Source organism: Nonomuraea sp. LPB2021202275-12-8, from assembly GCF_037044575.1.
GTDB lineage: Bacteria > Actinomycetota > Actinomycetes > Streptosporangiales > Streptosporangiaceae > Nonomuraea.
In genome coordinates this window covers 43,921-54,962 of record NZ_JBAHWD010000026.1, presented here as the reverse complement: position 1 = coordinate 54,962, position 11,042 = coordinate 43,921, and the positions used below count along the sequence as shown (strand labels likewise).

Annotated in this window: 9 protein-coding genes; 3 read left to right on the top strand and 6 right to left on the bottom strand. The window is 69.9% G+C overall.

Annotated elements, in window-relative coordinates; genetic code table 11:
- Nucleotides 1-280: 280 nt before the first annotated feature.
- Nucleotides 281-2,296, bottom strand: a complete 2,016-nt coding sequence (locus V5E28_RS34830; RefSeq protein ID WP_442945918.1) for a catalase — start codon at nucleotides 2,294-2,296, stop codon at nucleotides 281-283.
- 102 nt (nucleotides 2,297-2,398) lie between these two features.
- On the opposite strand from V5E28_RS34830, the gene V5E28_RS34825 reads away from it, so the two are divergent.
- On the top strand, nucleotides 2,399-3,076 hold the full coding sequence (locus V5E28_RS34825; protein WP_336213380.1) for an HAD family hydrolase: 678 nt from the start codon (nucleotides 2,399-2,401) through the stop codon (nucleotides 3,074-3,076).
- A 33-nt stretch (nucleotides 3,077-3,109) separates the two neighbouring features.
- Here V5E28_RS34825 and V5E28_RS34820 read toward each other — a convergent pair whose 3' ends face one another.
- The 4 genes from V5E28_RS34820 to V5E28_RS34805 all read right to left on the bottom strand — a co-directional run bounded on the left by V5E28_RS34820 (nucleotide 3,110) and on the right by V5E28_RS34805 (nucleotide 7,164).
- A complete protein-coding gene (locus V5E28_RS34820) occupies nucleotides 3,110-3,433 on the bottom strand; it encodes a DUF5709 domain-containing protein (RefSeq protein ID WP_336213378.1) in 324 nt (107 codons plus the stop codon).
- 33 nt (nucleotides 3,434-3,466) lie between these two features.
- Nucleotides 3,467-4,027 (bottom strand): hemerythrin domain-containing protein, encoded by a 561-nt coding sequence (locus V5E28_RS34815; protein ID WP_336213377.1) that lies wholly within the window; start codon nucleotides 4,025-4,027, stop codon nucleotides 3,467-3,469.
- A gap of 44 nt (nucleotides 4,028-4,071) precedes the next feature.
- Nucleotides 4,072-5,325 carry an MFS transporter gene (locus V5E28_RS34810; RefSeq protein WP_336213375.1) on the bottom strand — a complete coding sequence of 418 codons (1,254 nt, stop codon included), beginning with the start codon at nucleotides 5,323-5,325 and terminating at the stop codon, nucleotides 4,072-4,074.
- Nucleotides 5,326-5,430: 105 nt separating this feature from the next.
- Entirely contained in the window at nucleotides 5,431-7,164 is a 1,734-nt protein-coding gene (locus V5E28_RS34805; RefSeq protein WP_336213373.1) for an ABC transporter ATP-binding protein, read from the bottom strand.
- A gap of 71 nt (nucleotides 7,165-7,235) precedes the next feature.
- Between V5E28_RS34805 and V5E28_RS34800 the strand changes: the two genes are divergently transcribed.
- Nucleotides 7,236-7,697, top strand: coding sequence for a MarR family winged helix-turn-helix transcriptional regulator (locus V5E28_RS34800; RefSeq protein ID WP_336213371.1), 462 nt, complete (start codon nucleotides 7,236-7,238; stop codon nucleotides 7,695-7,697).
- Here the strand turns inward: V5E28_RS34800 and V5E28_RS34795 are convergent.
- On the bottom strand, nucleotides 7,648-8,796 hold the full coding sequence (locus V5E28_RS34795) for a PucR family transcriptional regulator (RefSeq protein ID WP_336213369.1): 1,149 nt from the start codon (nucleotides 8,794-8,796) through the stop codon (nucleotides 7,648-7,650). The genes V5E28_RS34800 and V5E28_RS34795 overlap by 50 nt on opposite strands.
- A gap of 106 nt (nucleotides 8,797-8,902) precedes the next feature.
- Here V5E28_RS34795 and V5E28_RS34790 point away from each other — a divergent pair, with 106 nt between their 5' ends.
- Nucleotides 8,903-11,017 (top strand): M6 family metalloprotease domain-containing protein, encoded by a 2,115-nt coding sequence (locus V5E28_RS34790; protein WP_336213367.1) that lies wholly within the window; start codon nucleotides 8,903-8,905, stop codon nucleotides 11,015-11,017.
- Nucleotides 11,018-11,042 lie beyond the last annotated feature (25 nt).

Below are 11,042 nucleotides of genomic sequence, written 5' to 3'. Positions count from 1 at the left end.
AAGTGCCACCTGGTTGACTGCGCGATAGGTGCCGTCGTCGATGTCGCTGTAGACGGTGACCGAGGGGGATTCGGCGATCTACGGTGGGGAGAACGCGAACTCCGATCCACCGGCCTGATCATGGTCGCCGAAGTGGTCTCGCACGGCAGCGCCAACAGAGATCGCATGGAGAAGCCATCGCTCTATGCGACCGGCGGCATTCCGATCTACTTGCTGATCGACCCGCACACCAGTAGACGAAGAGGTCCTCGCAGCCGAGGCGGCCCGGGCGTCCGACGATTCAGGCAGGCACGCTGGAGACGTCTCTGTCGTAGAAGCGGTGACTCGCGACGGCCTCGGCGAAGCGCTGGGTGATGTCGTCGCCGGTGATCACGCCGAGCGAGTCGGGCAGCCGGGCGGCGTCCAGGAGGAGCGTGCCCGAGCCGACCGCGCCGATCGGCTTGCCGTGCCGGTACGCCTCCATGATCCAGAACTTGGCGGGACCCATCGCCGCCAGGACCTGGCCGTCGGCGGCCACCACCGCGTCGTAGAGGACCGAGGTGGCCGCGCTGAGCTGCCTGTCGACCGGCAGGCTCGCCACCGTGCCGCCCACGGTGCCCTCGCGCGGCGCCACCACCTCGCAGATCGCGCCCTGGCTCTCCAGGCTCTCCTTGAGCGCGCGCACCCCCTCCACGTCGGTGCCGTCGGCCATCAGGATGGCGATCTTGCGGGTGGCGACGCCGCCCGGCTGGGCGGTCATGCTGAGGGCGGGCGAGGTGTCGGAGTGGACCGTTCCGCCCGGCGGGACCGGCAGGCCGAGGCCCTGCGCCACCGCCTCGGCGAGATCGGGGTGGACCGAGGCGAGATGCTTGACCACGCCCTCTTTGATGGCGGCGCGCTCGACGTGGCCCAGCTCGAACAGGAAGGCGGCCACGATGTGCCGCTTCTCCCAGTCCGCCATGCTGTTCCAGAACAGCGTGGCCTGGCGGTAGTGCTCGTCGAAGCTCGGACTCCGCATCCGGATCTTGGTGCCTTCGACCTTCTCCTGGTGGTGCCGGTAGCCGTCCATCGCCGCCGGGCAGCCGCCGCTGATGGAGTTGGGGGCGTAGCTGGTGCGCGACTCGTGGATCAGATGCTGGTGGAAGCCGTCGCGCTGGTCGTTGCGCACGTCGTTGAGCGGGCGGTTGACGGGGATCTGCGGGAAGTTGGGCCCGCCCAGGCGCAGCAGCTGGGTGTCCAGGTAGGAGAAGAGCCGGCCCTGCAGCAGCGGGTCGTTGGTGAAGTCGATGCCGGGCACGATGTTGCCCAGGTGGAAGGCCACCTGCTCGGTCTCGGCGAAGAAGTTGTCCGGGTTGCGGTTGAGCACCATCTTCCCGATCGGCCGCAGCGGCACCTGCTCCTCAGGGATGATCTTCGTGGCGTCCAGCAGATCGAAGTCGAAGTCGAACTCTGCGGACTCGGGCACGAGCTGCACGCACAGCTCGTACTCGGGGAATGCGCCCCGCTCGATCGCCTCCCACAGGTCGCGCCGGTTGAAGTCCGGGTCGTTGCCCTGGATGCGCAGCACCTCCTCCCACACCAGCGAGTGCGTGCCGAGCTTGGGCCGCCAGTGGAACTTCACGAACGTCGCCTTCCCGGAGGCGTTCACGAAGCGGAAGGTGTGCACGCCGAAGCCCTGCATCATGCGGAAGCTGCGCGGGATGGAGCGGTCGGACATCAGCCACATCACCATGTGCATGGACTCGGGCTGGAGCTGCACGAAGTCCCAGAACGTGTCGTGCGCCGACTGGGCCTGCGGGATCTCGTTGTGCGGCTCCGGCTTCACGGCGTGCACGAAGTCGGGGAACTTGATGCCGTCCTGGATGAAGAAGACCGGGAAGTTGTTGCCGACCAGGTCGAAGATCCCCTGGGTGGTGTAGAACTTCGTGGCGAACCCGCGCACGTCGCGCACCGTGTCGGCCGACCCGCGCGACCCGGCAACCGTCGAGAACCGCACGAACACCGGCGTTCTGATCGACATGTCGTTCAGGAACTCGGCCGAGGTGACCTCGGCCAGCGACTCGTAGGCCTGGAAGTAGCCGTACGCTCCCGAGCCCCGGGCATGCACCACCCGCTCCGGGATGCGCTCGTGGTCGAACCGGGTGATCTTCTCCCGGAAGTGGAAGTCCTCCATGAGGGTAGGCCCGCGTGTCCCGGCTTTCAGGGAGTTGTCGGTGTCGTCGACCGGGATGCCCTGATCCGTGGTCATTGCCCGCTCGTCCGCAGGCACGCGGTCTGCTTGGAGCTGCTGATCCTTGGCGTCGCTCTCAGGCTTCATCGATCCCCCCAGGTGTCGAACCGGACCTACCCTGGCCCCGTCCCGGGCCACGCGCGCGTCTCCGTACAGTGGAGGGAAAATTTCCGGATGAAGGCGATTTGAATGATCAAGGCAGTGGTGTTCGACGTCGGCGAGACGCTCATCGGCGAGACGCGCATCTGGTCGCGGTGGGCCGATCGGCTGGGCGTGCCCCGGTTCGTGCTGATGGGGGCGCTCGGCGGGATGGCGGCGCTGGACCGGTCCCACCGGGAGGCGTTCGAGCTCGTACGTCCCGGTCTTGACATCGCCGCCGAGCTGGCCGCCTGGGAGCGTGACGAGCCGGGCGGACTGCGCAACCACTTCGACGCCGACGACCTCTATCCGGACGTGCGGGAGGCGCTCGCCGGGCTGCGGGCGGCGGGCTATCAGGTGATCGTGGCGGGAAACCAGCCGACCCGGGCCTATGACGCGCTGGTCGCGATGGATCTGCCGGTCGACTCGGTGCACACCTCCGACGGATGGGGTGTGGCCAAGCCCGCGCCCGGGTTCTTCGCCAAGGTGGCGGCGGTCGCCGGCAGGGAGCCGGGCGAGATCCTCTACGTGGGGGACCGGCTGGACAACGACGTGCTGCCGGCGTCGGCGGCGGGGATGCGGACGGCTCTGCTGCGCCGCGGGCCGTGGGGATACCTGCACGCCGAGCGGCCGGAGGCGGCGCAGGTCGCCGACGTCGTCGTCGACGACCTGCACGCCCTGCTTCCGGCCTTGCAGGAGACACTGGGGGAGCCACCGACGGGGTACTGAAGGGCACCAAAGGACACCGAAGGACTCGGAGGCCTACCCGATCTCGTCGTCGCGCTCGACGCGGACAGCGCGTTCCTCGGAGGACAGGTCGCCGCTGTCCGCGCCCCAGTCCTGGCCGAGTTCCCTGCCTTCCGAGTCGGGCCCCAGGCCCTCGTCAGGCTGGGTGAGCCGGTGGTCGGGCCGCCGGACGCGCTGCTTGTCGGGCGCCTCCCGCCTCAGCCGCTCGTCCAGCGTGTCCGCGTGGCTGGGATCGTCCTCGCGTATCTCGTAGTTCAGGCCGTGGTCGTCGGTCCATTCCGCGACCTCGATCTCCTGCTCGTCGCTGTATCCGTATCGGTCCGGAGGCAGTTCAGTCATATACGCCCCCTACCCAGGGGGCGGCCCGGAATCCTAGGACGCGGACTGCTGTAGTGCCCGCTCCAGCTCTTCCTTGTCCATCTGCGACCTGCCGGGGATGTCGGCCTTCTGGGCCTGCTCGTACAGTTTGGCCTTGGTGGCCGAGGTGTACGGGTCCTGCGCGGTGGTCAGCGCGCGCAGTTCCTCGTCGCGACGCTGCCTGAAGGCCTTGCCGAGCTCCTGCAGCTTTTCGGGGCCGGCCCGCCTGGCCAGCTCGGGCAGCAGCTCGTTCTCCTCCTCCTCGACGTGGTGGCTGACGGCGTCGGCGAGCCTGTGCAGCGCCTCGCGGAACTCCGAGGTCCCGGGGCGCGCCCGTACCAGGGCGTCGAGCAGCACCTCGGCCTCCTTGTGCTCCTCCACGCCGTGGTGGGCGTCGATGCCGGGATAGACGCGGTCCTCCTCGGCGCGGGCGTGGGCGGTGAGCAGCGCGTGCAGCTCGGACACGGTGTCGGACACGGTGACGGCCGGGTCGCCCTTGCCGTTCTTGAGCCGTTCGAAGAGCGCCTCCACCTTGCGGTGGTCGGCGGTGATGAGGGTGATGACGTCGGTTGCCATGAGGCCGTCGCTACCCTGACCTCCGGTGCCCAATCGGGGGTGGATCAGGCGTTTTCGAGCACGGGACGCAGGGCGTTCGGCTGCGTGGCCGGCTGCCTGGAGAACCTGGTCAGGGCGACGGCCGCGAGCAGTGTCGCCGCCACGCACACCACCCCGCCGGCATGCAGGGCCGGCCTGGGACCGAAGGTGTCGCTGAGCCAGCCGAGCACCGGCCCGCCCAGCGCGCCGGAGGCCGCGCCGACCATGCCGACGGCCGCGATGACCCGGCCGCGCATCGCGTCGGGGCTGTCGAGCTGGGCCCGCGCGGAGACGGCGGTGTCGACCAGGATGGCGCCCGCCGCGATCGGCACCATGGCTCCGGCGAAGGTCGCCAGCGAGGGCATCAGCCCGCTGAGCGCCTGCAGCACGCTGATGGCGAACGCGGTGATCAGCAGCAGCCGGATCGACAGCCGGGGCCTGGAGGCGGTGACGAAGCCGCCGATCACCGTGCCGACGGCGAAGACGGTCGACAGCAGGCCGTACCCGCCCGCGCCCGCCGCCAGCGGGCCGGCGCTCATCGCGGCCATGGTCACCTGGTAGTTGCGGCCCAGGCTGCCGAGTACGAGGGAGAGCGCGAGCACCACGAGCAGCCAGGGCGTACGCAGCACGTACCGCAGCCCCTCCTTGATCGCGCCGGGCTGCCGCTCGGCGGTGGCCAGCTCGTGGAACTCCGACGAGCGCATGGCCGCGACCGCGGCGATCACGGCGAAGAAGGTGACGGCGTTCGCCACGAACAGTCCGCCCTGGCCGGTGAACGGCAGCAGCATGCCCGCCAGCGACATGCCCAGGATGCGGCCCGCGGAGTTGATGATCGAGCCCAGTGCCATGGCGTTGGGCAGGTCCTCCGGCGGCACCACCTCGGCGCCGAACCTGCCGAGAGCCGGCCCGCCGAGCGCGGACACCACCCCGCCGGCCAGGGCCACGGCGTAGATGGGCAGCACGGACTCCACGCCCGTCAGCGCGATCGCCGCCAGCACGGCCGCGAGCGCGGCCTGCGCGAGCTGCGAGGCGATCACGACGGGGCGGCTCGGCAGCCGGTCGGCCAGCGCGCCGCCCCACATGCCGAGCAGCAGCGTGGGCAGCGCCTGCATGACGAGGCTGAGCCCGACGCCGGCCGCCGATCCGGTCATGGTCAGCACGAGCCAGTTGACGCCGAGCACCTGCATCCAGGTGCCGGTGATGGAGACCAGGTCCGCACCTGCCCAGAGCCGGTAGTTGTGATGACGCAGCGCTCGGAACGTGGAGGAGGTGAGTGACAAAACTTGTCCAGTGCTTGAAGGTGCGGCCAGGTGTCTGAACGAGCTGCTCACGGGACTGGATTCCGGTATGACCGAAAAGTGAGTTAAGTCACCACAAATGGGGGTTTAGACCAGTTCGAGGGGGCGATCCCTGCTCACCAGAGCGGCGTAGTGGCCGTTGCCGGCCATCAGCTCGTCGTGGGTGCCGCTCTCGACGATGCGGCCGCCGTCCAGGACCACGATCCGGTCCGCGTCGCGGACGGTGGACAGGCGGTGCGCGATGGTGATCGTGGTGCGTCCCTCGGCCAGCGTGTCCAGCGCCTCCTGCACGGCCCGCTCCGTCTGCGTGTCCAGGGCACTGGTGGCCTCGTCCAGGATCAGCACCGGAGGGTTGCGCAGCAGCGTGCGGGCGATGGCCAGGCGCTGCTTCTCGCCCCCGGAGAACCTGTAGCCGCGCTCGCCCACGAGCGTGTCGTAGCCGTCGGGCAGCGAGACGATGTGGTCGTGGATGCGCGCCGCCCGCGCCGCCGCCTCCAGCTCCTCGTCCGTCGCCGAGGGGTCGGCGAAGCGCAGGTTGTCGGCGATCGAGGAGTGGAACAGGTAGGTCTCCTGCGAGACCACCCCGACCGTCTCGGCCAGCGACTCGAACGTCAGCTCCCGTACGTCCACCCCGTCGATCGTGACGCGGCCCTCGGTGACGTCGTAGAGGCGGGGGAGCAGGTAGCTGAGCGTGGTCTTGCCCGAGCCGGTCTCGCCCACCACGGCCAGGCTGCCGCCCGCCGGCACGACCAGGTCCACGCCCGTGAGCGTGGGCGCGTCGCCGTAGGAGAAGCCGACGCCTTCGAAGCGGACCTCGCCGCGCGGGTCGCGCAGGGTGCGGGTGCCGGGGTGGATGTCGACCGGCAGGTCCAGATACTCGAAGATGCGGCCGAACAGGGCGAGCGAGCTCTGCACCTCCACGCCGAGCCGCAGCAGCGACACCGAGGGCCGGAAGAGCGTGGCCTGGAGGGTCGTGAAGGCGACGAGCGTGCCGATGGAGATCGCGGCGGTGTGGCCCGCGGCCCAGTAGATGAGCGCGGGCATCGCGGCCATGATGATCTGGATGGACGACTGCCGCCAGCGCCCGGCCATGCTGGACCGCACGCCCAGGTCGGCCAGCTCGCCGGAGGCGCCGGTGAAGCGCCGGGTGAGCTCGGGGGAGCGGCCCATCGTCCGGCCGAGCAGGATGCCGCTGATCGACAGCGACTCCTGCACCATGGCCGAGATCGTGGCCAGCTTGCGCTGGCGCTCGGCGGTGATGCGCTTGCGCTCCGCGCCGACCTTGCGGCTGATCCACACGAACACCGGCAGCAGCAGGAGCGAGACCACGGTCAGCCGCCAGTCGAGCGCGGCCATCGCCACGACCGTCGCGATCACCGTGGTGAGGTTGGAGACGAGGGAGGTGGCGGTCGAGGTGACCACCGACTGCATGCCGCCGATGTCGTTGGCGATGCGGGACTGGATCTCGCCGGTCTTGGTGCGGGTGAAGAACGCCAGCGACATGCGCTGCAGGTGGCCGTAGACGGCGGTGCGCAGGTCGTGCATGACACGCTGGCCGACCGTGGTGGACACGAGCGTCTGCACCACGTCGAACACGCTGGTGGCCACCGCCACGACGATCATGCCGAGGGCCAGCACCGTGAGCAGGCCGGTGTCGCGGGACGGGATCGCCACGTCCAGCACCTCGCGCAGCAGGAACGGCGAGGCGAGGGAGACCAGCGACGACAGCAGGATGAGCCCGCCGACCAGGGTCAGGCGGCCGCGGTAGGGGCGGAAGAGGGTGATGATGCGCCGCATCGGCGCGCGGGGTTCATCGGGCAAATCGCTACCTTCTTTCTGATGTTGCCTCAAACAGAGGTTAGCTCATATTTGTTCCGGTAGACTCAGCCGTCATGGAAGACACCGAGCTGTCCGAGCTCCTGCACCTGGTCGGCCGCAGGTTGCGGCACGGCTATGTGCACCGTCTGGAGCCGCTCGGCCTCAATCCAGGCCAGGCCAGGGCGCTGCGCGCGCTCGCCGACGCCGGACGGCCGCTCAGGATGGTCCAGCTCGCCGAGGAGCTCCGGATCGTGCCGCGCTCGGTGACCCCGGTGGTCGACGCCCTGGAGGAGGCGGGGCTGGTGCGCAGGCAGGTGGATCCGGCCAACCGGCGCTCCACCCTGGTCGAGCTTACGCCGCGGGGGCGCGAGGCGGTCGAGCGGGCGCGCGAGGCGCGCAGGCAGGCGGGACAGGAGCTCTTCGCGGTGCTGTCACAGGAGCAGCGCGAACAGCTCAAGGAGCTGCTGCTCGTGGTGGACGGCCAGTTCAGACAGTGCCGCGAGGGCGGTAGCGGCCGGACAGGCGGGCGAGCTTGAGGCTGAGATGCAGCGCCAGGCGCTCGCCGCCGTCCTTCAGGTCGGTGCCGGCCAGCTCCTCCACGCGCTGCAGCCGGTAGTAGAGCGAGGTGCGGTGCAGGCGCAGCGCGCGTGAGGTGGCGACGGCGCTGCCCGCCAGGTCCAGGTACGTCTCCAGCGTCTCCAGCAGCGGCAGATGCTGCTCCTCTGTCAGCAGCTGTTCCAGGCCGGGGTGCAGCTCGTGGTCGGGCAGGTGGGTGAGCATCCGGTAGACGCCGAGCCGCTCCCACGGCACCGAGCGGCCGAGGTCGGGCACCCGCGCCGCCACCTCGGCGGCGTGCCGGGCCTCCGCGTAGGAGCCGGCCGCCTCCGCCAGCGCCGGCCTGGACCGCCCGATGCCGACGACCAGCGGCACCGACATGGCCGCGTGCAGGTCGTCGGGTGAGACCGGCGTGCCGGCGACGAGCAGCGCCGCGTGGTCGTAGCGGACCAGGTGCAGCGGGTAGTGGCCGCTCAGCCGCCGTCGCAGCGCGAGCAGCCCCTGCTCCAGCGCCAGCCGCTGCGCCTCGTCGGGCTCGGCCGACAGCGGCCTGGCCACCAGCACGGTCACCGGCTGCGCCTGGGGGAAGGCGCCCGCCTCGATGAGCTGGCGGGCGGCGTCCTGCTCCCCGAGCAGCAGCCCGGTGACGGCCTCCAGCTCCCGGTGGGAGGCGAGCCCGGTGGCCAGGCTCTCGTGGAACAGCCCCAGGGCCAGCGCGGGAACCGCGGCGGCGGCCTCGTCGACCTGTGCGCCCGACATGGCCGGACCGGCGTCGATGAACCACAGGAAGCCGAGCAGGCCGGCGTCGTGCCGTACCGGGATGCAGACGCGGGGCAGCAGGCCGAGGTGCGGCGCGCCCGGGGTCCGCAGAGGGCCGGGGGAGTCGTGCACGCCGGCCGCGCGCAGCCACTGCCGCACCTCGGGGGTAGTGTGCCTGAGCAGGATGGAGTCGCGGCGGATGTCGTCCATGGCGCCGTTCTGCTCGCTGTAGGCGACGACGCGCTGCAGGCGGTCTTCGAGCAGCAGCGGGCGGTCGAGCCGAGCGGCGAGCTCGTCGACGATCCGCTGAAGGTCCGCCACAGATGCCCCTTTACGTGGGTCTTTCATCAATTGTCGGAATGACTACCACAGGTCTTCCCTACAGCTGACCGGTGATCTCGGTCAATAAGCTCTATACCGTCAATCCGTGATAGCCCCGAAGAAGCTGTTGAGAGGGTTACTGGCGGCCATCGTGCTGATCCCGGTGAGCCTGATGGCGACCCCCGCTTCCGCAGCACCCCCCGCTGACGATCCCGAGCACCCTTGGCGGCATGACCACTGGCCGCAGACCCAGCCCTGGCAGCGCGACGCGCCCGAAGAGGACGCCCAGGCGCGGCGCGCCCGGCCCGCGGGCGACATCAAGCCGATCGACCCGCAGAACTGGGAGAATCCCGACCACATGACGTGGGCGGACTACAAGAAGATCCCCGGCACCAACTGGAGCGACCCGAACGCCAAGGGCTCCAAGCGCACCTTCAAGGGAGCGCTCGTCCTGCTCGACTACCCCAACCAGCCGTTCGTGGTGACCCAGCCGCAGGGCTCGACGATCTTCGCCAACCCGAGCGCCCAGGCCCACGACGTGCCCCGCGACCAGGTGGCCAAGTTCTACCAGGACTTCCTGAACACCCCCAATGACGTCAACAAGGGCCACACCATCCACGAGTATTGGATGGAGGACTCCGGCGGGCGTTACGGCGTCGAGCTGAGCGGCTTCGGGCCGTACACGATGCCCGGCAAGGACCACGAGTACGCCATGGAGTTCCAGGCCGGCACCGGCTGCCCCTCCGGCGACTCCTGCAACAAGAACCTGCGCGCGGACGGCAACGCCGCCTGGCTGGCCGACGTCGGCCAGGAGGTCGCCGACCAGTTCGACTTCGTCTTCTACCTGAGCGCCGGCCAGGACGAGTCGTCCACCTGGCAGGAGTTCGGCATGATGAAGTTCCCCACGAAGGAGGACGTGACCGACGAGTGGGGCCCCGAAGGCGATGACAGCCTGCCCAACTGGTCCGCGACCCGTTACGTCGAATGGACCTCGTGGCAGGCCGGATCCACCTTCTGGCCCAACGCCCGGTTCGGCGTCGACTCCGTCCAGGCCGAGAGCTCGGGCATGGCCGTCTACGCCCACGAGCTGAGCCACATCATGGGCATCGCCGACAACTACAACAACCCGTACGGCGTGCCGCCGCGACGGGCGTACACCGGCATCTGGGAGATGCTCAGCCGCGGCAGCTTCAACGGCCCGGGCGGCCCGCACTCCCGCTGGCTGATCCCGCCGACCTCCGGCGCGTCCATGGGCGCCCAGCACATGCTGCGGAACAAGATCAAGCTGGAGATGGTCGACGAGCAGCACGTGCTGCGCCTGTCACGCGAGGCGCTCGACGAGTCCGGCCTGGTCACGGCCAAGGTCACGGCCCGCGCCGCGCAGCCGGGCGAGAACGGGCTGGCGGGCGTCAACATCTCCTTCGACACCGGCGACAAGAGCCCGGCCTGCGCCCCGCAGACCGACCCGCTCTGCGACGGCGGCGGCTACGAGAACTACACCGTCGAGGTCGTGGACCGGATGGGCACCGACTCCTTCACCCCGGACGCGGGCGTGCTCCTGGCCAAGACCAAGAACGCCGACCGGGCGCCGTTCGAGTGGGTGATCGACGCCAACCCGCAGGACATCGGCATGACCGACTACGTGATGCCCGACGGCACCAAGGTGCCGATCACGATTGGCGACTACCGTCAGCTCTCCGACGCCCTCTTCCACGCGGGCACCGACTCGGGCAGCGAGTACGAGTACGTCGACGAGGCCAACCGCCTGCACTTCTACGTCACCGACCTCAAGCGTGACCGCAAGGGCGTGCTGTCCTACACGGTCGCCATCCGCTCCCTCGACGGCGCGGGACCGCAGCGGCGCGGCGTCAAACTGCTGCCCGCCGCCGGCATCCCGGTCGGCAAGAACACCTCCACCTGCAAGTTCCCGCTGTTCAACACCGGCAGATCCGCCCCCGCCCAGGGACAGCACCCGGAAGACGTCAGCGCCTACCTGGGCTCCGACGTCTACCGGCTCAAGGCCGAGGCCGTGGGCAAGGGCTGGACCGCCCAGCTGCCCAACGCCCTGGCCGCCGTCGACTTCGGCAAGCACGAGGCGGTGACCGTCAACGCCGTGCGCGCTTCCGGCGGCGACCGGCTCGCCCGGGTCAAGCTGACCGCGACGTCGGAGAGCGACCCCTCCAAGACGGTGACGGCCACCTGTCATGTGATCGGTCTCTAGATGAACGATGAGGTACGGCCGGCAC